This is a genomic window from Bacteroidales bacterium (assembly GCA_014860585.1).
GTDB lineage: Bacteria > Bacteroidota > Bacteroidia > Bacteroidales > 4484-276 > RZYY01.
Window position 1 is genome coordinate 23,132 of record JACZJL010000085.1, and the last position, 25,039, is coordinate 48,170.

Sequence of the window (25,039 nt, forward strand, 5' to 3'; positions counted from 1 at the left end):
AGGTTAGAAACATTAAGTTATCGGATTTAAAAAATCAATCATTAATTTATCGTGCTCAATTCTCTGTTTCAGCCCAGGCATCCGTCCTCTTTAAGGCTTCTTACTACAGTGTCTTTTATTTACATTTGTTCTTAAACCACATAATATCAATAATTTAGTATTTATTAAACTTATTAACAAACACAGCCCGACCGTTTGGTTTTGCCTAATTTTGCCCTCAGTTTAATTTTCATATTGATCAAACCATTTTGCGACAATGTATTTAATCTTCGATACCGAAACCACCGGCCTTCCCCGTGATCATAAAGCACCATTAACCGATTTCCTGAACTGGCCCCGGATGGTACAACTAGCCTGGCAAATTCATGATTTTGAAGGAATTCTGATTGAAACCGTGAATTTTATCATCCGTCCCGACGGGTTTACGATTCCTTTTAATGCGGAGAAGATTCACGGCATTTCGACGCAAATGGCCATGGAGCGTGGCACTCCTTTAGATGAAGTCCTTGGAAAATTTGAAGAGGCAGTTCAAAAATGCTCGCACATTGCCGGCCACAACATCGAATTTGACCTGAACATTGCCGGTTCTGAATTTCTGCGCAATGGACGCGCCAATCCCTTCGAAGGTAAAAATATTGTGGATTCAATGCATGAATCGGTGCAATATTGTGCACTTTCGGGTGGTCGGGGTGGGGGATTGAAATACCCGACATTGGAGGAACTGTACCAGAAATTGTTTAATGAGAAGTTTTCAGAAGCGCATAATGCGTCTGCCGATGTTGCTGCCACAGCCCGGTGCTTTCTCGAGTTGATCCGGATTGGGGTCATTGCCCAAAAACAACTCAAAATTGATGTGGAAATCATCAGTGCGTTCAAATCAAAAAACCCCGGAGAGATACAACCTTTCGCCCAGCAATCTGAAAGCAACAGGCGCCTGAGTGAGGAATTGGCCAAAATTGAGCAGTCGAAGCAGGATTCAGGGATAAATCAGGATAGTAGTAAAGGTACTGATGTGCAACATTTTACCCATTTGCATGTCCATTCCCATTTTTCGGTACTTGAAGCCACACCTGCACCTGAAAACTTGATTGCAAAAGCCATTTCATTCGGGATGCATGCCCTTGCATTGACCGATCATGGGAATCTCTTCGGGGCTTTTGGGTTTAATATGGAAGCCATTGAAAAAGGGATCAAACCGATCATTGGTTGTGAGTTTTTTATGGTTGAAGATCATACGAAACTCAAGTTTACCAAGGATAACCCCGATCGTCGTACCAACCAGGTGCTGCTTGCAAAGAACCTGAACGGTTACAGAAATCTCTCGAAGTTGTCTTCGATGGGCTGGATTGAAGGATATTACGACGAGCGCCCGAGAATCGACAAAGCGTTGCTTGTAAAGTATAAGGATGACCTGATTGCATTGTCAGGAGGGATTTACTCCGAAATCAATGACCTGATCCTTAATGTAGGCGAGCACCAGGCTGAAGAAGCTTTCCTATGGTGGAAAGAGCAATTCGGGGATGATTTTTATGTACAGATCAACCGGCACAACCTGCCAGAAGAAGACCGTGCAAATGCGGTTTTACTGCAGTTGGCAAGGAAACATGATGTAAAAATTGTGGCAGCCAACAATGTGTACTACATCGAAAAAGAAGATGCTGACCTGCATGACAGCCTTTTATGCATTAAAAATGGCGAATACCAGTCAACTCCGAAAGGCTGGGGGCGTGGCAGGCGGTATGGCTTTCCCAATGATGAATTTTACCTTAAGACCAAAGAAGAGATGCTTACACTCTTTGCCGATCATCCCGAAGCGTTGAGCAACACACAGGAAATCGTGGATAAGGTGGAAACTTACAAACTAAGCCGCGACGCCATGATGCCGCACTTTACCCTTCCCGAAGGTTTTGATGATCCTAACGACTACCTCCGACACATCACTTACCGTGGCGCCGGAGAGTTATATCACGACATTACCGGTGACATCAGAGAAAGGATAGAATACGAGTTAGTAACGATAAAAAAAATGGGCTATCCGGACTATTTTCTCATAGTTGAGGATCTCCTTCGTGAAGCGAGAAAAATGGGTGTCTGGGTTGGGCCGGGACGAGGTTCTGCTGCCGGTTCTGTCGTGGCCTATTGCCTGCGCATTACCAACATAGACCCCCTGGAATATGGATTATTATTCGAGCGCTTTCTCAATCCCGATCGTATTTCACTGCCCGATATTGATATCGATTTTGATGAAGATGGCAGAGACAGGATTTTAAAATGGGTAGCTGATAAATACGGTCATCAGCGCGTAGCGCACATTATCACTTTCGGAAAAATGGCGCCAAAGATGGCTATTCGTGATGTAGCCAGGGTAAAGCAACTTCCGTTGCACGAAGCCAACCGTCTTTCAAAAATGATTCCTGCAAAACCCGGGGTAACCTTCCCGGATGCTTATAAACTTGTTAAAGAACTTGGCCAGGAAAAGAATTCAGCCAATCCTTTGATTAAAAATACACTCAACGTTGCCGAAAAACTCGAAGGAACAGTGAGAAACATAGGTACACATGCGTGCGGAATCATCATCAGTAAAGACGACCTGACGGAACACATCCCGGTGAGTATTGCAAAAGATACTGACCTGCTGGTTACCCAGTTCGACGGCATTCATGCAGAAAAAGCCGGTATGCTGAAAATGGATTTCCTCGGATTAAAAACCCTTTCGATCATCAAAGATGCGGTGGAACTCATCAAAAAATCCCGCGGAATTGATATCGATATCGACGCTATACCACACGATGATGAGGCGACATACAACCTTTACAGCCGGGGCGACACAACAGCCATTTTTCAGTTTGAGTCGGACGGAATGAAGAAAAACCTGCGCAAACTCAAGCCCAACCGGTTTGAAGACCTGATTGCCATGAATGCCCTATACCGTCCGGGACCTATGGAGTATATCCCAAACTACATCGCCCGGAAGCATGGTAAAGAAAAGGTGGAATACGACATTCCGGAAATGGAAGATATTTTGAAAGAGACTTACGGGATCACCATTTACCAGGAACAGGTGATGAAGCTTTCGCAGGTACTGGCTAACTTTAGCGGTGGTGATGCCGATAACCTGAGGAAAGCCATGGGGAAGAAAATCGAAAAAATGCTGAAGGATTTGAAACCCAAATTTATGACCGGCGCCAAAAGCAACAATCATAATCCTGATAAGCTGAAGAAAATCTGGGATGACTGGCTGAAATTTGCCAATTATGCATTCAATAAATCCCACGCCACCTGCTATGCTTACCTCTCTTACCGCATGGCCTATCTTAAAGCCAACTACCCGGCTGAGTTCATGGCAGCTGTGCTTAGCCGCAACCTGAGCGACATCACCAAGATTACTTTTTTCATTGATGAAGTCAAGCAGATGGGTATCAATGTGTTGAAGCCGGATGTGAATGAGTCGGATTTAAAATTTATCGTCAATAAAAGAGGCGACATCCGTTTCGGAATGGGCGCCATAAAGGGCATGGGCACATCAGTAGCCGAGGCCATCATCGACGAACGCAACGCGAATGGACCTTTCAGCAGCATTTTCGATTTCGCACAGCGCATTAACCTTAAGGTGGTAAACAAACGTAGTTTTGAGGCGCTCGCTATGGCCGGCGCCTTCGACTCGTTCGAAAACCTGCACCGTGCACAACTGTTTCATCGCGACAATACCGAAGATTCGATTTTTATCGAGAAACTGATCCGCTACGCCCAGAAGTTCCAGGAACAGAAAAATTCCCCCCAGGTGTCCCTTTTTGGCGAAATGACAGAAATCACGATCGAAGATCCAAAGTTGCCCGAGTCTAAGCCCTGGTCAAACATCGAGCAGCTAAAAAATGAAAAAGAGGTCACCGGCTTTTACATCACCGGCCATCCACTGGATGATTATAAACTGGAGATGAAGCATTTTACGAATTGTACCATTGCCGATTTTAAAGAAAACCTGCAAAAGTATTCTGGCAGGGCACTCGCCTTTGGCGGTATGGTGATATCCACCTCTCACCGGGTAACCAAGGAAGGTAAACCCTGGGGACTGTTCACGATCGAGGATTTTGACAGCACATACGAAATCAGGCTCTTTTCGGAAGATTATCTCAAATATAAAAACTACCTGATGGACGGGTTCTTCCTGCTCATCTCTGCACAAATCCAAAAGAGATACAAAGCCGATGATGAATTCGAATTAAGAATCATTGACCTCCAGCTACTTCAGGATGTTATCGAGAAACGTGTAAAAAACATTAAACTTCTGATCAATATTGAAGATCTCAACCCTGATCTGGTTGACAGCATTTTCGACCAGGCCGGAAAACATAAAGGAAATTGCAAGCTTCATTTTCAGGTGATAGATGCTGCTGAAAAATTGCGGTTGAACTTCAACAATGGGGCGATAAGTGTGAGCCCCGCAACCTTCCTGAAGTGGATAGCGAAAACAAGCGATGTGGATTATGTGTTGGAGAAATAATTCGGGTCAACAAAAATCCCCCTGATGTTAAAATTCACTTTCAGGGTGTTTTTTCGCAATCACTAATAAGACCTGCCAGAAAACCCCCTGAATTTGATTTTCAACATGAAGCGTTTTCTGGCAGGTACTAATTAAGAAAATTCACTTCCGAAAACAATGGCTTCGTAAATATAAATCTCGGCATTTTTCCATCCATCCCATCCAATATGAGCTTTGTCGCGTGCACAATGACCCAGAAATTCCTCGCGGCTCCAGTTGTTTTTGGCAGCCACCTGGGGTAAAAAAGTTCCGCTATTGAAGCCTTTTTTGATGTAAATACCGTGCTTCCCTGGTTCAATTTTACCAATGGAATCAATTTTTTCTAAAGGTGTTAACACCGAAAGTTCTATTGCCAGTTGGTCAAGTTCATCCATTGTGACCGGATGAAATCTGGAATCGCCGGTGGCAGCAGAAACAGCCATCTCTTCCACTAATTTAAAAAGCGGTTCTTTACCGTCAAAACGCCCAATGCATCCACGCAACGCTCCATCAACATACACTGAAACAAAAACCCCTAGTTCAGCTAACAGGGCTTTTGAAAGATTTTTTGGCTCAATTTGTAAAATTTCAGTAACGCCAACCTTGCTTTTAATTGCATTCATGGCGAATGAGATCAGGCTGTTTTTGTCCTCATCTGAGAATAGAATTTCGGTATTGCTCAGCTTTTCATTTTCATAAACCGCCATGGCCCAGTACCCCACCACGTGATCCATACTACCATAGCGGGAATCACCGGAATTTTTGTAATCAATCGGTTTTATCACAATGGAAGAATTATGCTCTGTAATGTACAGCAAAGTCAGCATAGATGACCATCCGCACATAGCTGTCGAGAGGCCGTGAATATTCCTGCTTTCGATCTTTTTGATGGTTTCAAGAAAATTTTCAGCGGAGTTTAAGGCAATAGCTTCTGCGGTCATCCTATCGACCTCCATGGCTTGTTCATACGCGGGGTAATGTGAAAAATCGCTGCTGATTACAAAAAGATTTCCTGGGTTAAAAAACGGTTTCAGTGTTTCAGAAATCTTTTGAATGGTGGCTATTGACTGGGTTGCAATGATAATTGGAACAATCCGGAAATCGGATTCCAGGTGGTATTGTAAAAACGGCAACTGCACTTCGAGGCCATGCTCTTTGGTGTGGGCTTCAGGTCGAAACTCAAACACATCAGAGGTTTTGATGAATTGGTTGGCCAGTTCAAGATCAACCCTGACCTTGCCGAGTGGAGTGACATAATCACCCTGGTTGTAAACAGAAGCGCCATCAAACCATGTCCTGTGGCTGGAGCCAATTAAAAAGATCCGGTCATATTTCGCTCCGGGTTCTATTTGATTATAAGCTGTAGCTGCAACCTGGCCTGAAAACACATAACCGGCATGAGGTGAAACCAGCGCCAGAATCTTTCCCTGCTTTCGTGGTAAGGCAAGGGCAAACATTTTTTTTAGCTCAGCATTAAGTTCGCCAGCATTGCCAGGATAAAACTGTCCGGCGACACATGGCTGCCTGTCAGTGAATCCTGAATCATCAGAGGAGTTGCCTTCTTTTCCCGAAAAAAATTTATTTAACATAACGTTTCAATCAGGGGATAAAGAAATTTTTACCCTGAGAGCAAATGTACTCATTTTTGGGGAAGAAAAACTTACTTTTGTTAATGAAAGTGGTGGAGAAACTTTTAGTATTTTATTTTCCAATTTCTTGTTTTTTTGGCAGAATATTTCGCGCAAAGTTCGCAAAGCTTGGTTATTCAAAGCACGCAAAGAATTGCAACTTTGCGGTGTTTGCGTGTTTTAGCTTAGCGGTGTTTGCGTGAAACTTTTCTGGTTTATCCAGTTTAGGGATTTAATTCAAAGATCCACAAACCTGAAACCAATGGGTTTTACTTGCTCCCTTCGCCGGTTTCAGCAGGTTTTCTTTTTTTGAACATGTCCGAGATCAGGTAGCCGACCAATGCTCCCCATAAAATGGTCAGGTAAGGATTGGAAGTAAGGGGGCACCCGCCTGTGGTGCAAACCACCTGGGTATAATAAATGTAACCCCCTATTGCTCCGGATAGAATGCCAATCAGGGTGGAGAGCGGAATATATTTGAAAATCCCGGAATTTAACCGGCTGTTTTTATTCGATGTTTGATCAGTCATTGTTGATTTTGTCGTTGGCAAGTTGTTTTTCGAGTTGAATTATAAGTTGTTCTTTGTTCTGCAATCCAATGAAGCGGCGAACTTCTTTTCCATTTACAAAGAGAATCAGCGTGGGAAGATTTCTTACTCCGTGAGTTGCGGCAATTACTTTATTGTCATCAACATTAACAGAAGCAAAATTCAAAAGATAGTCATACTGGATGCTTAATTCCTCGAGCATCCGGTGCTGCGGTTTACATGGATGACACCATTCAGCCCAGAAGTCCACCAGAACGGTTTTAGACTCCAGAAAGGAATTAAAATTTGTGAAGTTTAAGGCGATCATTTTACTGCTTGTCATGTTCAAGTAACAATATTGTCGGGAAGATGTTTTCTTTTCGAGTGAAAATAAATCACTTTAGTCTCACTATTGTTGCGCCACTTCCGCCTCGTTCAACATGCTCGTCTTCGAACAGTACAACTTCGGTGATTGCTCTGAGGTTTTCACGGACGATCTTGCGCAATATGCCATCGCCCTTGCCATGTATGATTTTTACCTCTTTCACATTGAGCAGCATGGCTTCATCAATGTACTTATTCAGGTCTGATGCTGCTTCCTCACCGCGCATACCCCTAACATCCAATGTCAGACTGAAGTTAGCCATCCTCGAATTGATGTCGCTCATAATATGATTCTGGCTGCTCCTGCGGATCATCACCTTTTGGTAATACTCTTCCTCACCCACATTTACGACCTTCGACGCCGGTACACGCATTTTGATGCTTCCAAAACTCACCACTACGTCATTGCCTGAAATCTCCATCACCTCGCCCACTGTTTCCTGCGGTGGGATGCGCACCCGGTTTCCAACAAAAATTTTTGTTTCGGCTTGCACGGGCTTGTCGATATTAGGCTTTGGTTTGGCTTGAGGCTGTTTTATTTCCGGGTTAGATTTGAAGGTTGCCACGATATGAGTAGCTTCAGTTTTCATTTTCTCACGCAGTTGTTTTGTTTTCTCTTTTTCGGCCTGCGCCTCCCTGATCTCCCTAATGGTGTTTTCGACCAGCCTGTTGCTTTCTTCGATGATCCTCACAGCCTCTGATTTGGCATCCCTGAGCACTTTGTCTTTTGAGTCCTGTACTTTAATGATCAGTTGATCATATTTCATGGTGAGTTCTTCCAGCTTTCTTTCTGTGTCAGTCAGTTTTCGCTGCTTTTCGATGAGTTCTTTCTTTTCCAGTTCCAGCTGTTGCAACTGCTGGTCAAACCTGATCTGGGCTTTTCCCACTTTTTTCTCGGCATTTCGAAGAATGTACCAGGGGAAACCGGTTTTTTTTGCAATTTCGAAAGCAAACGAACTTCCCGGATTCCCAATCTGGAGTCTGAATAACGGTCTCATTTCCCGCGTATCGAAAAGCATGGCGCCGTTGATCAGTCCCGGTGTTCTTCCTGCCAGTTGTTTGAGGTTTCCGTAGTGTGTCGTCACTACGCCAAAGGCTTCTTTCTGGTTCAAATGTTCGAGGACTGCTTCAGCAATGGCGCCTCCAAGTTGTGGCTCCGTTCCTGTTCCAAACTCGTCGATCAGGAAAAGACTCTGTTTGCCGGCTTTTAGAGACAAATGTTTCATGTTTCGCAGATGAGAAGTGTAAGTACTTAGGTCATCCTCGATGGATTGTTCATCGCCAATGTCAATGAAAATATCTTTGAAAATGCCGGTTTCAGAGTTTTCGTTCACTGGGATCAACAGCCCGCACTGGAGCATATATTGCAGAAGGCCGACCGTTTTGAGACAAACTGATTTACCACCGGCATTTGGCCCTGAGATCACCAGGATGCGGTCATCAGAATCAAGTGAAATATCCAGTGGCTCTACACTTTTTTTTTGTTTTTGATGAACCAGGAAAAGTAACGGGTGAATGGCCTGTTGCCATTGGATCAGCGTTGTTTCGTTCATGAGCGGCTTCACAGCGTTTATTTTAATGGCCATCGCTGCTTTTGCCCTTATAAAATCAACAAGGCCGAGAAAGTGGTAACACTCAATCAAAACATCCAGTTGGTCTCTGATTTTATCGGTAAATGCAGTCAAAATGCGGATAATCTCCCTTTTTTCTGCATTTTGCAATTCGAGAATTTCGTTATTGGCTTCGAGTGCTTCAGCAGGTTCAATGAATACCGTTTGGCCGGTAGATGACTCGTCGTGTATAAAACCCCTGATCCTGCGCTTGTTGGAAGCCGGTACAGGAATCACCAACCTGCCGTTCCTGATCGTCACTTCGTCGTTGGGGTTGATCCATCCGCTTTTGCGGGCCTGCAACAAAACCTGCCTTACTGCTTTATCAATTTCTCCGGTAAGTTTTATCAGCCTTTTCCTGATTTCGCGTAACTTCTCCGAAGCCGTGTCTTTTATGTTCCCTTTTTCATCAATAATCCGCCCTATTGCACGCATGATATCACGATCAACAGCCAGATCACCGGTGACGGCTCTTAATAATGGATAATTTTCGATGTTGAGTGATTTAAGGTAAGTAAGGACCTCATTCAGGGTTTCAAGCGAGCTTTTCAAATCGAATAACTGTTCCTGAAAAATATAAGTGCCGGGGAGCTTGATACGATGCAATTCAGGGACAAGGTTGAAGTAATTCTGCGCAGGGAAAGGATTTTCATATTTAAGGATTCTGAGGAATTCGGCAGCTTGTCCGACTTTCCGCTCAATCTGGCTGAAATTGGCATCAAATCTCATTTTATCGGCATATTCCCTCCCCATCTCACTTACACAGTGATCTTTGAGCAAATGGCGGATTTGATCAAAACCTATTTTCTCTTCAAAATTGTGTGGGAATATCACGTTAATTTTTTTGGCAAAATTAGGAAAATGAAAGAACGGCGGCTGCAGACCTATCAAAATCGGTTTATCAATGCGCAAAAATTTATCATCTTTGCCCGGATTCATAACTTTTTAAAAAGGCTGAAATAATCACAGCGACCTCCTGGAATTGTTCCTGTTATACATCTACCGGAGATCTCTTTAAACCAAACATTTATCAACCAAATATTCAAGATCAATTGCAGTACAAAGAAATTGAGATCAAGCTGCCGACAAAGTTTACTGCGCAGGATTTGCGCAAAGTCATCAGCAAAAAACTGCATGTAAAGCAGTTCAACTACGAAATTCTGCTTCAAAGCCTTGATGCACGTCATAAACCTGATGTTTATTGGGTGCTTAGGGTCAGAGTGATGTCGAAAGAGATTAATGGGGAAAGCTACAATAGCGATCCGGGGTTGGTTATTCCTTATCGGAAGCGCGATCGGAAGGTGATTATTGTTGGCAGCGGACCGGCAGGTTTTTTTGCAGGTTTCGTCTTGCAAAAGGCTGGATTTAAGGTGACCATTTTAGAAAAGGGACCGAAGGTAGGACAGCGGTATCAGGACATCATCTCCTTTGAATCGGGAGGTGAATTTAAAGACAATTCAAATTATTGTCATGGCGAGGGTGGCGCCGGAACTTTTTCCGATGGGAAACTGACCTCCAGAACCAAAGGAATTGCCATCGAAAAGCAATTTATTTTTGATAGTTATGCCCATGCAGGTGCACCGGAGGAAATCCGTTACCTGGCCAAACCACACATCGGTAGCGATAGACTCCGGATAGTCATCCCCAACCTTCGGAAACAGTTTGAAAGCCTCGGTGGTAAAATGCTGTTTGAAACTGAAGTTTCATGCCTTGTTATCAAGGATAAAAAATGCCGGGCCGTTGTTGCGGGAAACGATGAAATCCTTTGCGACATGCTCATTCTGGCGCCCGGACATTCATCTTATAAAACGTACCGCATGTTGCATCAACATGGAATCCTTTTCCGCTCAAAGCCTTTTGCCATAGGAGTCAGGGTTGAACATCCACAGGAGTTGATCAACACTTCACAGTGGAATACAGCAACGCTTCCGGGGCTGAAAGCCGCCGAATATAAACTTACGCATACTGCTTCTTCGGGGCTTCCTGTGTACTCATTCTGCATGTGCCCGGGAGGTAAAGTCATCCCCTCAGCCCCCGCTGACATGCAGAACATTGTGAACGGCGTTTCCGATTACGCGCGCAACTCGACCTTTGCCAACTCAGCCATTGTTGCAGGTATTGACCTGAACAAAATATTGGGAAAGGACGTTGGTTTTGTTGAAGCACTTGCATGGCTCGAAAATCTTGAAAAAAGAGTGTTCGACCTCACCGGCTCATACAAAATCCCAGGGCAAAGGATAGCAGACTTTCTTGGACAAAAAATTTCCTCATCAATTCCATCAAACAGTTACCCTTTCGAGGTTTTTCCGTACAATTTTGAAGATCTTTTCCCGGTAGCGATCACCCGTAGCCTCAGAGAGGGTATGACTGATTTTTCCAGAAAGATCAAAGGTTTTGAGTCCGGCCTGATGATGGGGCTGGAAAGTAAAACATCTTCACCCGTTCAGGTTATCCGTAATGAGCATCGCCGGTGTGAGGGCTTCGACAATATCTTTATTGTTGGCGAAGGCAGCGGATATGCTGGCGGCATCACCAGTTCAGCGGTTGATGGCGTGAAACTGGGGATTGATTTGACCAATGGATAGTTACTCGTTGCTTATTAATTCCGTCAATAATGAATCATTAACGCTTTCCGACGGTTTATTCCTCACGATTTTACTCAAAATTAAAAATTTTATTCAGCAATAGATTACTGAATATAGGAGCTTCTTCTTAGTTGGAGTCATCACAGGCTTTCATTTTTATGGACATTTGGCCATATCTTATTCAGTTGGAAAAATTCCGTATTCATCAAAAATTAAAATATTTTGATGCTTTTTTTAAAATAAAATCATACTTTTGGGGCATGATTATTTTAGTATTTTCAATTGATCATAAATAATGAAAACGATACTTGAGAAGCGGGAGTTTATCCGGTCTGTAAAAACAGCAGCAAAGGATGATTTCCTTTTTGAACTGATGCATAGTAATGACAGATTGCTCATGCGGTTTGAAGAATTTGTAAAGAGTTTCGACCCCGGCACCAACCATGTAAGACGAGAGTTGAACGTGATTTCATTCGAAGACGAATTACAGCAGGCATACGAAGCCTTTAAGGAGGGTCTTGAAGAGCTCGATTTTGAGCACCTTAGCCTTGAAAAATGGCGTAGTGAACCTGGAGAATATCTTGATGACCATGAAGTAAAAAAGGAAGTTGCAAAAAGTTTAGCATTCGATTATTTCGAAGCCTGGCGTATGGACATCATGACCGAAATCAGTTCAGGCTATCATTACCAGGGTTTGGCAATGATTGCAGGAATGATGGCTGGAGCGCTGGAAGCCAGGATTCATGATCCACACCTTAATTTGGGCGATCCTCCCAATCTTGTATTTATCGAATGGATTGAAAAAGAACTTGATAAACTGATTAAAGATGGTTTTGAAGATTTACCAGCTGAAGATTCCGATATTTTAACCATTTCTGAGAGTCTCTTTCAGTTTGCCAAAAATCATAGTATTGGCCTTCTAAAGCACCTGCCTCAATTTTATGACACACTGGTAAAGACTCCGGAACTGGCCAAGTCGTTGATAGCCAGTCTGGATGAAAATTCCATACCGCTTCAGATTATCCCAAAACTTGCAGATCTGCTCACTACAAAAACAGGTGATGAGCAAATTTGGCTCAACTTTGCCGAGACTATTTTCCCGGATGATTTTGACCTGGCCAAAGAACTGCTCGATTATTATTACAACCGAATCCCAGAAGATTTTGAGCATATGGCCATGATTGCCTTCAAACATCATGGATTGGTTTTGGCGGATTATTTAGCCGGCAAGATGAAAGAGGGAAGTCCGCTCTTTTGCAGTTATCAGCTTGCAAGGGCAGGATTTGAATGCTCCATATCTATTTACGAGCAGGCAAGAAAATACATCTCGCGCAACGAAGGGATTGCTTTTGCGAAAGAGCATCCGGATTTTGAATTTAAACTGGGAATTCTGACCAAAGAAGAAGCCTGGGACGATATTCTTCTGATGGCTAAATCAAAGCAGGCTGCTGATCAGCTCAACGACTTACTTCCTCCAATTATGAAACACTTCCCCGATGATTGTCTTGCTATTATCGAAAGCAATGCAGCACATTCATTCAAGCATCATCGCAACCGTGATGGATACAGCAGATTGGTGGGATTTTTAAAACTTGGAACTGAGATCCCCGGGAAAGACGAAGAGATAAAAACGCTCATTAATTATTATGTCAACATTTCGCCACGATTGCCCGCGTTAAAGGACGAACTTAGAAACTACGGGTTTTTGGTCAATGAATCAGAAAAACCTACCTGATGGTCTTCAGGCACAGGATATGCGATGTTACACCTATTGCAACCACGATCAGCAGCAACCTGACCCATACAAGATCGACTACCCAAAAAGCAGAAAATAAAATCGTAGCCCAAAGAAGGGCTATAGACCCGATTTTTACTTTCATCGGCACACCTCTTTTTTCGCGGTAATCCCTGATATATTTTCCAAAATAACGGTGATAAATCAGCCACTTGTAAAGCCGCTGTGAACTTCGGGCAAAAAGATAAGCTGATAAAAGCAGAAACGGTGTGGTGGGCAGCATTGGAACAGGTATCCCGATCAGCCCGAGTGCCAGAGAAACAACACCACCAGTAACCAGCAGTGCTTTTTTGAACGGATTTATCCGGTCGATTTCATCAGTCCGAAGATTTTCGATGCGCTTATTTTTATCTCTGCAAAAAATCATATTGGCGGCAAATTAAAAACAAATAATGATCATTCGATTTTATTTATTTTTGGCAAAAAAAATCAGGTCTCTAGGACACAAAGAAACAAAGAGTTATATTCAGAGCCATAGCGTCTTCGTGGTAAATTAAAATCAAGGTTTAATGGAAAACAAAATTTCTGTAATGGTATTGGGGTTTCTTTTTCTGACCATTTCGGCGCAACCTCAAATTCTGTCCTATAGCCGTGTTACCTCAGGATTTAATGTTCCAACTTTTGAGGGAGGCCGCAGCGATTTCCATTTCTGCGACATCAATGAGGACGGGCATGTTGATATTATTTCCATTGGCGATCACGGAAATCCAAACATCGGCTCTACCCAGGAAGGACTGTTGATATGGTTCAACCAGGGTGACGGCAGTTTTCAGAACTTTATGACCGGCTATTTCGGCTATGGCGGCATTGTAGCCGGTGATGTGAATAACGACGGCTTCAAAGATATTGGGTTTGGAATGCACCATAATTATTCCACTACCAGCTTTGGTGATCAACTGATCGAAGTAGCTTTGGGCGATGGTACCGGTCAGGGTTGGACACCCTGGGATGTTGGATTGGCTACAAACGGCGAAACATGGGGCATGTTCGGGACTGATTTTGGGGATGTAAATAACGATGGCTTCCTCGACCTGGTCAGCATTTCGTTCGGTTCAGGAGCGGGAATGCACGTTTACATCAATCAGGCCAATGGCGCCTGGATTCCCAGTTTCGGATTTCTTGGAAACAATTCTGATCAACTTGTTCAATTTTGCGACATCAACAATGATGGTTTTATGGATATTATTGCCGGTCACGCGCAGGGAACAGCTTATTTTGGAGACGGTTCCGGAAGTTTTGTAAAAAACGATACCGGACTACCTGCTGTGGGAGAATTTTCGCCAAGATACGGGATTGCAGTGGGCGATGTAAATAATAATGGCGGCAGCGGGTTTGCCTATGTTACCAGTGGTGGCGGTATTAAAGTTTTTGAGTGGGACAATGATGACAACATCTGGACTGATTATTCCGGTAATTTACCGACTGCAGGAAGTTACGATCTTGCCCAGCTTTACGATATGAATGCCGATGGATTTATGGATGTGATGGCTTATGGCGGACGAACTTTCCAACTGTGGTTAGGGAATGGCGTAGGCAACTGGATCGCAGATGCAACTTTTCAGACCGACAATACACCCGGCTCTGCCAAAGCCTTCAGGGTTGGCGGTGATTTGAATAAAAACGGGCATGGCGATATTGTGCTTCTTACCCAGGAAGGAACATGGATCAACTACAAAAACTACCTCTATGTTTATGCCGAAAATGACACACCCGAAAACGTCTGGATAAGATCACTTTACCCGAAAGGAAATGAAAATTTTTATCCCGGATCGGTCCGGTTTATTCGATGGGCATCTGCGATTCCAAACGGGGATTCTTCGTCAGTTAAGGTCGAAATTTCTATTTTCGGACCTACCGGACCCTGGTGGCTTGTGGCCGATAATCTTCCCAATAATGGCAAATACCAATGGACGGTTCCAAACTACGGCTCTGATGAGTGTTATCTAAAACTTACTGTCAGTGATGGTATTGAAGAAATGTCCTCCGTTATCGATGCTCCTTTCATCATTATTGGAGAGCCAACAGCAGTATCCAAAAAACCAGTTTCATTTGATGCAGCGGTTTACCCAAACCCGGGAAATCAAATCCTGATGATCAATACCATTCAGCCGGTTAAGCAATTTGTGCTGATGAATAGCCTTGGGCAAACAGTTCTTGACATTGAAAATCCACCAGTTACTTTGAATGTTTCTGCCCTTCCTCCCGGGTTGTATTTTTATAAAATTCAGATGAATAATGGCAATTCGCTTAATGGGAAATGGGTGAAAAGCAAAGTATCAAATTAGCGCATGGAAAAATGAAAACTTACTCCTTCACCTGTTTGTTCATCACAGCATTATTGCTGCATGGAGTTCTCTTTGGGCAAAAAACACTTTCTTACAGCAGGGTCACCAATGGCCTTGGAATTCCCGAATTTGAAGAGGGAAGAACTGATTTTGCACTGGATGACATCAATATGGATGGACATCTCGATTTACTTTCTGTTGGCGATCACGGTTCGCCGTTTTTCAACTCCGACCAGCATGGCATTATGGTTTGGTTTGGTGATGGACAGGGCAATTTTCAGAATTTTTCGAACGGACAATTTGGCTATGGGGGTATTGCCGTTGGAGATGTGAACAACGATGGATATAAAGATGTCGGTTATGGCGTGCATCACAACTATTCGGGAACGAACTGGGGAGACCAGCTGATAGAGGTTGTCCTGGGCGATGGCACGGGAATGAACTGGACGTCATGGGATGAAGGGCTGGCGACCAATGGAGAAACCTGGGGCATGTTTGGAACGGCTTTCGCCGATTTTAACAATAACAGCCTTCTCGATCTGGTAAGTATTTCCTTTGGCTGTTGTTCCGGATTGCAGGTTTATTTGAACCAGTCGGACGGAACATGGGTAAATTCCTTTGGATTTCTTAATGGCAATACTTCCCTGCTTGTCAGGGTATTCGACATAAATAAAGATGGGTTTATGGACATCATCAGCGGGCACCAGTACGGTACGGTATATTTTGGCGATGGAACGGGCAATTTCATCAATAATGACAGCGGTTTGCCGGGAGCCGGAAATACAGCCAGGGCCGGATTTGATGTGGCCTATTTAAACCCTGAAGCGTTAACCGGTATTTCATTTACCAACTCTTCCGGTGGTGTTTTTGTCTATTCATGGAATCATGGGTCTTCAGGCTGGCAAAACTTGTCAGGTACTCTCCCGGCTTCCGGAACTTATCAGATGACCCAACTTTGTGATATGAACAGTGACGGTTTTGCCGATGTGATGGCTTTCGGTAACCGGAACTTCAAACTTTGGCTTGGCGATGGCGCCGGAAACTGGACTCCCGATGCTACTTTCATGACCGACGGAAACCCGGGATTAGGAAGAGCAATGAGAACCGGCGGCGACTTTGACAATAACGGCTACGCTGACCTTGTGATTCTTGCGCAGGAATTGTCGGGAGGGTGGATTCAGTTTGATAAAAACTTCCTTTACGTTTATTTCGAAAATAATCCGGCTGAATCGTTGTGGATAAAAGCGGTTTACCCATTAGGTTCCGAAACGTTCTATCCCGGTTCGGTGCGTTTTGTTGAGTGGCGATCGGCTGTGCCGGGGAATGTTTTTTCGACTGTAAAAATCGAAATTTCAGCACTCGGACCAGATGGTCCCTGGTGGCTGGTGGCTGAAAATCTCCCCAACAATGGCAAACATCAATGGATAGTACCCGATTATGGATCGGAAGATTGTTATTTGCGGTTTACAGTTAACACTGACGATGAATCGGCTTCAACAATCACAACAACCCCATTCCACATTCCTGGCGAGCCAACTGCCGTAAAATTAGCAAACAAAAAAAATCAGGTAACTGTTTATCCCAACCCCGGTAGCGATTTCATTTCAATAAGCTGTAAAGATCCAGTTTTTAACCTGACTTTAATAGACATTCACGGGCGCATTGTGCTTGAATTAACCGACCCTAATCTGCAGGTTAATGTAAGTGGGTTGTCACCGGGGATTTATTATTTTGATGCAAAATTGGCGGATAAAAGCAGGGTGCGCGGGAAATGGATAAAGTATTAAAGCTTGCTTTCCGGCCGTTCTTTTTCAAGGCTTGCCAGCGCTAATTTAATTTCTCCCCAGGAAAAATTTGCACCAAGTTTCTCTTTAATCGGTGTAAGTTGACCCTCCTCAAACTCTGAAGCCGCCTTCAGTATTTCAGCCACTTTCTCCGCATCAACCAACTTTGAGATGTCAACCAACCCTTGTTGAACAAAAGGAACCAGGTGGCCTTCGATGGTTGACACGGCCAGCGAACGTTCTTTTGCAATTTCCGTAATTGTTTTGCCCTCAAGAAACATGCTATAAGTAATTACGCGGGTGCCTTGCTTCCGTTCTTTTTCATCTCTCCTTTTCTTTTTGCCCTGATTTGTCCGGATTTCTTCAGCCATCTTCTTTCGTTCACCATAAATCGCATCACCTTTCACTTCATCCTTCTTCAATTCAGTGTTGTCGATCGCTGATCTGATAATGGCTTCGGCTTTGTGGATGTAATACATCTGGCGTAGAAACATCATTTCCAGCTCCATCAGTTCATTCAGGTAGGCTTTGATCTTTTTCTCCGATTTTACGGCTACTTTTTGCTCGAAAACTTTTTTTGTAAAATCCCTGAATATCGGATCAAAATAATTTCTGGCAGCGCCCACCCGTGCATGAAGCGTTGCCAATCCCTGCTGATCGGTCTGCTGAATCAACCGGGTGACCTGTGTCACAAATTTATCGGCCACTTCTGCCACCTCCCTGAACGACTTGAGAAGGTTGGATGCCCAGGTCTTATACTTTTGTTTTGCCGACTTACTTTCGTCTTTATCATAGCTTTGGAGATGATAGTACAGATTGCGCTGCAGTTCCGAAAAGTCAAAGGTTTTCAACACATTATTCAAAGTATAGGCTTTAGTATCTGCTTGCAAATGATCTCTTACTGAAGAGATGTCCGGTTTGTTTTCGGCATATGCGATCACAATTTGATCGGTTCGGAGATGGTTATGAGTGAGCGGAGCAGCCAGAACCAGCCCATTGAGAGCCCGCAGCCGGGACAGTGCAACATAAATTTGCCCGGGAGCAAAGGCGCCTGAAAGATCAAGAATCGCCTTTTCAAAGGTGAGCCCCTGGCTTTTGTGCACGGTAACCGCCCAGGCAAGTCTCAGCGGATAGTGGGAAAAAGTACCTGTTACCTCTTCCATGATTTCGCCGGTATCCTCGTTGAGTTCATAGGATTTATTTTCCCAAACATAGGGCTCAACCCAAACCTCCTGAGAATCGTCATCAAAACCTACCTCAATGTCATCCTCATCAAGACTTAATACGGTTCCGATTTTACCGTTGAAATAAAGCTGGTCGCCGGAGTAGTCATTTTTGATAAACATCACGCGGGCGCCTTTTTTCAGTTTAAGGGTAAATTCAACCGGGTAGAGATGTTCCGGAAAATCGCCCGTAATTTCAGCATCATAGGTAAATTGTTTCCCTTTAAGTTTCTCCAATTCATCGGAATTTCTTTCGTCAACAATACGGTTGTGTGTAGTGATGAAAATGTAGTCATTCCTGCTGTGCACTGCAGCCATCTTTTCACAGGTGGCATTCAGAACCGAAAGATCATGCTGTGTTGGTTTGTTAAAGCGGAAATGGTTAAGAATCTCAATGAAATCGGCATCGCTCTGGCGGTACACTTTTTCAAGCTCGATATAAACCGGCGGATTACCCTGTAAAGCTTTAGCCTCAAAGAAATAGGGGGATTTGTAATAGGCTGATAAATACCTCCATTCATGGTCTTTCACCACAGGTGGCAGTTGCAATAAATCGCCGAAGAATAAAATCTGCAACCCGCCGAAAGGCTCTCTTTTTCTCCGTGCAAAACGCAAAACGGCGTCAATTGCGTCGAGAAGATCGGCACGCAACATGCTCACCTCGTCGATGATAAGCAGCTCAAGTTCGCGAAGGAGTATCAGCTTACGCTTGCTGAGATGGAGGTCTCTGACAATGGTTTTTGGGGTGCTGATTTTTGATGAAATATCGTAGAAACCGAATGGAGCATCGTTTGGGATGAAACTCCCGAAAGGCAGTTGCAGCAGAGAGTGTAGCGTAACCCCGCCGGCATTGATGGCTGCCACTCCGGTTGGCGCTGTAACCACTGTTTTCTTGTGCGTAGTTTTTGAAATACTTTTCAGAAAAGTGGTCTTTCCCGTACCTGCCTTCCCGGTGATGAATACATGCCGGTTAGTGCAATTGACATACCTGGAGGCGATATGCAATGGGTTTTCGGCTGCTGGCATAAAATCAGTCAATTGATCCGGAATTAATTCAGCGATAAAACTAAATATTTTTCTTCAACCGCAGGTCGACTGAAGATCAATACATCTTTTCTCTTTTTAACAGATAGGGGAGAAGGATTTGCTTAAAGCCTTTGTTGATGTCGGCTTCCACGAAATCAATACGGTACTGGCCGCAGCGCAATTTTAGTTCGTTTTTGTAAGCCTTCAATTGTGCAACATACAGGTCTTTAACCTCGAGGGGATTAACCTTTAATTCGTGGCCACTCTCCATATCGATGAACTTGTATGGCCGGTTTTCAAAATCAAATTCAACTTCTTTGGCCTGATCAACTACATGAAAAAGAATGACTTCATGCTTGTTGTGCCGCAGATGCTGCAGGGCAGAAAAAACCTCTTCGGCGCTGGCCATGCTGTCGAACATATCGGAAAAGATGATCACCAGCGAACGTTTATGTATATTATCGGAGATTTCATGCAGAGAATCAGCAGCGAAAGTTTTCTTATGTATCTCTTCGCCGATGGGCTGAAGCATTTTTTCGAGCTGGGAGTAAAGATATTTCTGATGGGCAGTGGTGGAACGGGCATTCGTGTGGAGTTCGATACGATCAGAAAACAGGGAGAGTCCCACGGCATCGCGTTGCTTTTTCAGCATTCCAATGATGGCTGCGGCTGCATAGATCGAAAAAGTGATTTTGTTCGGGTTGTCAATGGAAAGATTGTCCTTCACCGGAAAGTACATCGAAGAGGAGTTGTCGATGATGATCTGGCACCTGAGATTGGTCTCTTCTTCGTACCGTTTCACAAAAAGTTTGTCAGTCCGGCCGTACAACTTCCAGTCGATGTGCTTGGTTGACTCGCCGGTGTTGTAAAGTCTGTGTTCGGCAAATTCTACCGAAAAGCCGTGAAACGGGCTTTTATGAAGGCCGGTGATAAAACCTTCAACCACTTGCCGGGCAATGAATTCCAGTGAACCAAATTGTTGAAGTCTGTTTTTGTCTATCGAATATTCCACAAATTTGTTTTTAGCTATGCAAACGAAAAGAAAATCAAAAAGGTGTAACAGGATTTTTTTTGCTTTGTTTTCCTGTTACACCTGATTTTTTTGCCCGATAAGCGACAGATTAATGATGAAATGACGCCTACCCTTACCGGCAGAGGTAAATGATTGAATAGCCGGCATTCAATCATCAGTTTCGCCAGGCGATCAATTACATGATTGCTTCGAGTTTTTTTACCAATACTTGTTTTGGTACTGCGCCAACTACCTTATCCACGATTTGTCCACCTTTGAGGAACAAAAGTGTGGGGATGTTTCGTATTCCGAATTTCTGGGCAATTGCAGGGTTGGTGTCCACATCGAGTTTTCCGACAACAACTTTTCCTTCATACTCTTTTCCAATTTCTTCGACTATGGGGCCAACCATACGACAAGGGCCGCACCATACTGCCCAAAAGTCAACAATAACAGGCTTATCTGATTTCAGCGCCAGTTCGTCAAAGTTTGCATCTGTGAATTCTAAGGCCATGATTTTACTATTTTTGGTTAGTGAAAAATTTTGCCAAAAGTAAAAAATGTTTTTGCAATCGGAAGTACAATACGGAAAAATGGCAAACCTGCGACGAATATTAATTATGAGATCATACAAAGAGTTGGTTGAACCCCCAATCATTATGACTGGATAAACACTATCCATTATTCACTGCTCTCCTGGTTCAAGTCCTTTTGATCCGGGTTCTTTAATTCGGTTTGCCTTTGGGTTAACTGGGTGATCACTTTTTCGTAAATCTTATCGTAAAGTTCAATATTTTTTTCATAAAACCTTGTGCTTTCAATGAATTGCTCACGTGTAATGCTATGTTTTTCAAAAACTTCTGAAAGATAATTCACTGTTTGGTCGTCAGTACGTTTACCCGATCGCTCGTTCTCGCGCAGCACGGCCTCAGCAATCTGAATATCTACAATGATGGCTGCCATGGCTTCCGGTTGTATGATGTTTGATGGGATTTTCCTTGATTCACCTTCACCCGAAGGGGCACAACCTGCCAGCAAGCTGACCAGTAATAGGGTAGCAATAAGTTGTTGTTTCATTATCGCTGATAGTTTTTTTAAAGAAAAAGCGCGGCTGTCTGAAGTCAGGAACTCCACGCCGGGTATTGAATTTTTCTATTAATTACCGACTTCTGACATGAACTTGATTCGCATCAGCCTGATTTCATATTCATTGAATTCGTCTTCACCCAATTCTTTCAAAGCTGCGTCAATCGAATCCGACTCGGCTTCCTGGAAGTATTCGATAATTTCTTCCTGGTGATAAGGGTCAACAAATTCGTTGATGTAATAATTGATGTCGATTTTGGTGCCCGATGCCACAATGCTTTCGATTTCGTTCAGGAGTTCGTCGAAAGCAAGGTCTTTGGTGTGGGCAATGTCTTCGAGCGATAATTTCCGGTCAATACTTTTGATGATATAAACCTTCAGCCCCGACTTGTTCACTACCGACTTTACAACCATGTCGTTCGGACGGATGATTTCATTTTCTTCGACATAGTTTTTGATGAAGTCCAAAAATGGCTTTCCGTACTTCTGTGCTTTACCTATTCCAACGCCGGTGATTTGAGTCAACTCATCCATGGTAACGGGATACTGGATGGCCATGTCTTCAAGCGAAGGATCCTGGAAGATGACAAATGGTGGCAGGTTTTCTTTCTTTGAAATCTGTTTCCGCAGGTCTTTTAACATAGAGAACAGTGCCTGGTCGGCCGAACTTGTTTTGTGAGCGCCGGTAATGATGTCAACTTCTTCGTCAAAGTTGTCATAGTCATGATCTTTGGTGAGCATGAACGACCAGGGGTTATCCAAAAACTGGTACCCTAATTTGCTTATTTTCAACAGGCCGTAATTGTCGATATCCTTTACAAGCAGGTTGGAAATCAGTGCCTGCCGGATAACGGCATTCCAGAATTTTTCATCTTCTTCCTCACCCCGGCCAAATGATTTGATCAGGTGGTGCTTGTATGACTTGAGTGTAGCTGTATTTCTACCGACAAGAATATTTACTATGTGTTTTGACTTGAAGAGTTGCTTCACTTCGAGCACGGCCTCAAGTACGATGGTCACATATTTTTTCCCTTCAAATTTTTCTTTGGGATGCAGGCAATTGTCGCAGGCGCCACAATTATCCTGTTTATACTCTTCGCCGAAATAGTGCAGTAACTGGCGATGACGACACACTGAAGATTCGGCATAGGAAACGGTTTCGAGCAGCAGTTGCTGGGCAATTTCCTGTTCTGCTACCGGTTTACCTTTCATGAACTTCTCCAATTTCTGAATGTCATCATAGCTATAGAAGGTGATGCAGTTTCCTTCGCCGTCATCACGACCGGAGCGACCAGTCTCCTGGTAATAACCTTCAAGGCTTTTTGGCATGTCATGGTGAATCACAAAACGCACGTCCGGCTTGTCTATACCCATCCCAAAAGCAATGGTGGCAACGATGATATCAACATCTTCCATCAGGAATTTATCCTGGTTGTTACGGCGTGTTACGGCATCCAATCCTGCGTGGTAAGGCAATGCTTTAATCCCATTTACCTGGAGTGTTTCTGCAAGTTCCTCAACCTTTTTGCGGCTAAGACAATACACAATACCTGATTTGCCGGGGTGTGATTTTATGTATTTGATTACATCTTTAATCACATCTTTTGTTTTTGGTCTTACTTCATAATAAAGATTCGGCCTGTCGAAGGAGGATTTATAAATTGTTGCATCGATGATATTGAGATTTTTCAAAATATCCTGCTGAACCTTTGGTGTTGCTGTAGCGGTGAGTGCTATCACAGGAACATCTTTGCCTATAGACTCGATAATAGGACGAAGGCGGCGATATTCCGGTCTGAAATCGTGACCCCATTCTGAGATGCAGTGCGCCTCATCAATGGCATAGAACGAAACATCTATCCCCTTCAAAAAATCGACGTTCTCATCTTTGGTCAATGATTCGGGAGCCACATAAAGCAATTTTGTAGTTCCTTCGGTCATATCATTTTTTACCTGAATGATTTCCGGCTTTGTCAGGGATGAATTTAAAAAATGTGCGATTCCTTCTTTTGCCCCAAAATTCCTGAGTGCATCCACCTGATTTTTCATCAATGCGATAAGCGGCGAAATAATGATTGCTGTGCCATCTTTCATTAGGGCCGGCAGTTGATAACACATTGATTTTCCACCACCGGTGGGCATAATTACAAACGTATTGTTTCCCTGTAGAAGATTTTTTATGATGGCCTCCTGGTGTCCCTTGAAGCTATCAAACCCAAAAAACCGCTTCAACATCTGATGTAGCGGGTAATCTTCTGTCCTGGTTATTGTCATTTCCTGTTCCAACATAAAAGCTTAAAAATCCGATAGTATTTTTTATAGTTCTGATTATCATTATTGAAGCTCGCTAACGAAATATTGGATACTATATTTTTAAATATCCATTTTCCAACTTTAAGACTTCAGTACAAATCTAAATGTTTTTTACAAACCACCAAATAAAAATAAAATCTTTCATTTTTAAACAAAAATAATTTGAAGATCAAATTAGTGATCTGAACTTATTAGTAAAATTAAACCTTATTTTATTAATGAATTACATTTGTCGAAAAAATTAACTTTTTTTGAGGTTAAAGATAGAACGATGAAGCATTTGACAAACAGACAAATCAGTGAAATTGCTGTATCCACGCTAATTTCAGAGGCCGAGGCGATCAATGGATTAAAAGAATTTGTTGATGAAAATTTCGCCAATTGTGTCCGGCTCATTTATGAGTCTAAAGGAAGAGTAGTAGTGACCGGGATTGGGAAAAGTGCCATTATTGGGCAAAAGATTGTAGCATCGCTCAATTCAACCGGAACGCCTTCGATTTTTATGCATGCTGCGGATGCCGTTCATGGCGATCTGGGTATTGTTCAGCCGGATGATATTATAATAGGTATATCAAATAGCGGGAATACTCCCGAAATCAAAGTTTTGCTGCCATTTATCAGACTTTCAGGGAATAAATTGATTGCCATGGTTGGCAATCCCAGCTCATACCTGGCCCGGCAGGCCGATTTTGTGATCAGGACTTCTGTTCAAAAAGAGGTGGGGTTGAACAATCTTGCCCCAACCACAAGTACGGCAGCCCAGTTGGCGATGGGAGATGCCCTTGCGGTTTGCCTTCTCGAGTATCGCGGTTTTACGCAGGAAAAGTTTGCCATGCTGCATCCGGGAGGTACGCTGGGTAAAAAACTATTCCTGCGGGTTTCTGATATTTTTCCCAACAATGAAAAACCATCCGTTCAGGTTGATGCTGATATCCCCTCGGCCATCATTGAAATTTCTTCAAAAAGACTTGGCGCCACTGCAGTGCTTAATGGGGATCAATTGGTTGGAATCATCACAGATGGCGATTTACGGAGGATGATGCAGGGTGGCAGGCCGATGAATGAATTGAAAGCATCTGATATTATGACAAAGAACCCAAAAACAATCAGCCCCGGAATGTTAGTGGCCCATGCCCTCGATGTCATGCGCACCAATAACATTACCCAACTCCCCGTTACCGACAATAATGTCTACCTAGGGGTAATTCACATCCACGACATTCTCAGAGAAGGGATTTTGTAAAAGCAATAAACAACCGCGC

The 25,039-nt window shown here is 43.5% G+C and carries 16 protein-coding genes; 6 read left to right on the forward strand and 10 right to left on the reverse strand.

Going from position 1 to position 25,039, the window contains the following annotated elements; translation table 11 throughout:
* Nucleotides 1-256 precede the first annotated feature (256 nt).
* Nucleotides 257-4,501 carry a DNA polymerase III subunit alpha gene (gene dnaE, locus IH598_08450; protein ID MBE0638536.1) on the forward strand — a complete coding sequence of 1,415 codons (4,245 nt, stop codon included), beginning with the start codon at nucleotides 257-259 and terminating at the stop codon, nucleotides 4,499-4,501.
* Between the two features lie 131 nt (nucleotides 4,502-4,632).
* Here the strand turns inward: dnaE and amrB are convergent, their stop codons facing one another.
* From amrB to IH598_08470, 4 genes are all read right to left on the reverse strand, one after another.
* A complete protein-coding gene (gene amrB, locus IH598_08455; protein MBE0638537.1) occupies nucleotides 4,633-6,108 on the reverse strand; it encodes an AmmeMemoRadiSam system protein B in 1,476 nt (491 codons plus the stop codon).
* Nucleotides 6,109-6,416: 308 nt separating this feature from the next.
* Nucleotides 6,417-6,632, reverse strand: coding sequence for a hypothetical protein (locus IH598_08460; protein ID MBE0638538.1), 216 nt, complete (start codon nucleotides 6,630-6,632; stop codon nucleotides 6,417-6,419).
* 37 nt (nucleotides 6,633-6,669) lie between these two features.
* Nucleotides 6,670-7,017 (reverse strand): thioredoxin fold domain-containing protein, encoded by a 348-nt coding sequence (locus IH598_08465; GenBank protein ID MBE0638539.1) that lies wholly within the window; start codon nucleotides 7,015-7,017, stop codon nucleotides 6,670-6,672.
* Between the two features lie 52 nt (nucleotides 7,018-7,069).
* Nucleotides 7,070-9,502, reverse strand: a complete 2,433-nt coding sequence (locus IH598_08470; protein MBE0638540.1) for a Smr/MutS family protein — start codon at nucleotides 9,500-9,502, stop codon at nucleotides 7,070-7,072.
* A gap of 218 nt (nucleotides 9,503-9,720) precedes the next feature.
* Here IH598_08470 and IH598_08475 point away from each other — a divergent pair, with 218 nt between their 5' ends.
* Entirely contained in the window at nucleotides 9,721-11,253 is a 1,533-nt protein-coding gene (locus tag IH598_08475) for an NAD(P)/FAD-dependent oxidoreductase (protein ID MBE0638541.1), read from the forward strand.
* Nucleotides 11,254-11,548: 295 nt separating this feature from the next.
* Entirely contained in the window at nucleotides 11,549-12,988 is a 1,440-nt protein-coding gene (locus IH598_08480; protein MBE0638542.1) for a hypothetical protein, read from the forward strand.
* On the opposite strand, the gene IH598_08485 is transcribed toward IH598_08480, so the two are convergent.
* Nucleotides 12,981-13,415, reverse strand: a complete 435-nt coding sequence (locus IH598_08485; GenBank protein ID MBE0638543.1) for a YbaN family protein — start codon at nucleotides 13,413-13,415, stop codon at nucleotides 12,981-12,983. The two genes, IH598_08480 and IH598_08485, sit on opposite strands and share 8 nt — an antisense overlap.
* A 142-nt stretch (nucleotides 13,416-13,557) precedes the next feature.
* Here IH598_08485 and IH598_08490 point away from each other — a divergent pair, with 142 nt between their 5' ends.
* Both IH598_08490 and IH598_08495 read left to right on the forward strand, forming a co-directional pair.
* On the forward strand, nucleotides 13,558-15,333 hold the full coding sequence (locus IH598_08490; protein MBE0638544.1) for a T9SS type A sorting domain-containing protein: 1,776 nt from the start codon (nucleotides 13,558-13,560) through the stop codon (nucleotides 15,331-15,333).
* 11 nt (nucleotides 15,334-15,344) lie between these two features.
* Complete coding sequence (locus IH598_08495) at nucleotides 15,345-17,120, forward strand: T9SS type A sorting domain-containing protein (GenBank protein MBE0638545.1); 1,776 nt, start codon at nucleotides 15,345-15,347, stop codon at nucleotides 17,118-17,120.
* On the opposite strand, the gene IH598_08500 is transcribed toward IH598_08495, so the two are convergent.
* The 5 genes from IH598_08500 to recQ form a co-directional block, all read right to left on the reverse strand.
* Nucleotides 17,117-19,366 carry a helix-turn-helix domain-containing protein gene (locus IH598_08500; GenBank protein ID MBE0638546.1) on the reverse strand — a complete coding sequence of 750 codons (2,250 nt, stop codon included), beginning with the start codon at nucleotides 19,364-19,366 and terminating at the stop codon, nucleotides 17,117-17,119. The two genes, IH598_08495 and IH598_08500, sit on opposite strands and share 4 nt — an antisense overlap.
* A gap of 76 nt (nucleotides 19,367-19,442) precedes the next feature.
* Nucleotides 19,443-20,378, reverse strand: coding sequence for a DUF58 domain-containing protein (locus IH598_08505; GenBank protein ID MBE0638547.1), 936 nt, complete (start codon nucleotides 20,376-20,378; stop codon nucleotides 19,443-19,445).
* A gap of 196 nt (nucleotides 20,379-20,574) precedes the next feature.
* The gene (gene trxA / locus IH598_08510; protein MBE0638548.1) at nucleotides 20,575-20,892 is read right to left on the reverse strand and encodes a thioredoxin; all 318 of its coding nucleotides are present in this window, start codon (nucleotides 20,890-20,892) and stop codon (nucleotides 20,575-20,577) included.
* Between the two features lie 167 nt (nucleotides 20,893-21,059).
* On the reverse strand, nucleotides 21,060-21,455 hold the full coding sequence (locus IH598_08515; GenBank protein ID MBE0638549.1) for a DUF4296 domain-containing protein: 396 nt from the start codon (nucleotides 21,453-21,455) through the stop codon (nucleotides 21,060-21,062).
* Between the two features lie 78 nt (nucleotides 21,456-21,533).
* Entirely contained in the window at nucleotides 21,534-23,699 is a 2,166-nt protein-coding gene (recQ, locus tag IH598_08520) for a DNA helicase RecQ (GenBank protein ID MBE0638550.1), read from the reverse strand.
* A gap of 349 nt (nucleotides 23,700-24,048) precedes the next feature.
* Here recQ and IH598_08525 point away from each other — a divergent pair, with 349 nt between their 5' ends.
* On the forward strand, nucleotides 24,049-25,020 hold the full coding sequence (locus IH598_08525; GenBank protein ID MBE0638551.1) for a KpsF/GutQ family sugar-phosphate isomerase: 972 nt from the start codon (nucleotides 24,049-24,051) through the stop codon (nucleotides 25,018-25,020).
* Nucleotides 25,021-25,039 lie beyond the last annotated feature (19 nt).

Excerpts from the sequence above, each read along its gene's own strand:
- IH598_08490 (MBE0638544.1), top strand. The coding sequence starts at position 13,558 with ATGGAAAACAAAATTTCTGTAATGGTATTGGGGTTTCTTTTTCTGACC.
- IH598_08525 (MBE0638551.1), top strand. The coding sequence starts at position 24,049 with ATGAAGCATTTGACAAACAGACAAATCAGTGAAATTGCTGTATCCACG.
- IH598_08500 (MBE0638546.1), bottom strand. The coding sequence starts at position 19,366 with ATGCCAGCAGCCGAAAACCCATTGCATATCGCCTCCAGGTATGTCAAT.
- dnaE (MBE0638536.1), top strand. The coding sequence starts at position 257 with ATGTATTTAATCTTCGATACCGAAACCACCGGCCTTCCCCGTGATCAT.
- IH598_08465 (MBE0638539.1), bottom strand. The coding sequence starts at position 7,017 with ATGACAAGCAGTAAAATGATCGCCTTAAACTTCACAAATTTTAATTCC.
- amrB (MBE0638537.1), bottom strand. The coding sequence starts at position 6,108 with ATGTTAAATAAATTTTTTTCGGGAAAAGAAGGCAACTCCTCTGATGAT.
- trxA (MBE0638548.1), bottom strand. The coding sequence starts at position 20,892 with ATGGCCTTAGAATTCACAGATGCAAACTTTGACGAACTGGCGCTGAAA.
- IH598_08485 (MBE0638543.1), bottom strand. The coding sequence starts at position 13,415 with ATGATTTTTTGCAGAGATAAAAATAAGCGCATCGAAAATCTTCGGACT.
- IH598_08495 (MBE0638545.1), top strand. The coding sequence starts at position 15,345 with ATGAAAACTTACTCCTTCACCTGTTTGTTCATCACAGCATTATTGCTG.
- recQ (MBE0638550.1), bottom strand. The coding sequence starts at position 23,699 with ATGTTGAAGCGGTTTTTTGGGTTTGATAGCTTCAAGGGACACCAGGAG.
- IH598_08515 (MBE0638549.1), bottom strand. The coding sequence starts at position 21,455 with ATGAAACAACAACTTATTGCTACCCTATTACTGGTCAGCTTGCTGGCA.
- IH598_08480 (MBE0638542.1), top strand. The coding sequence starts at position 11,549 with ATGAAAACGATACTTGAGAAGCGGGAGTTTATCCGGTCTGTAAAAACA.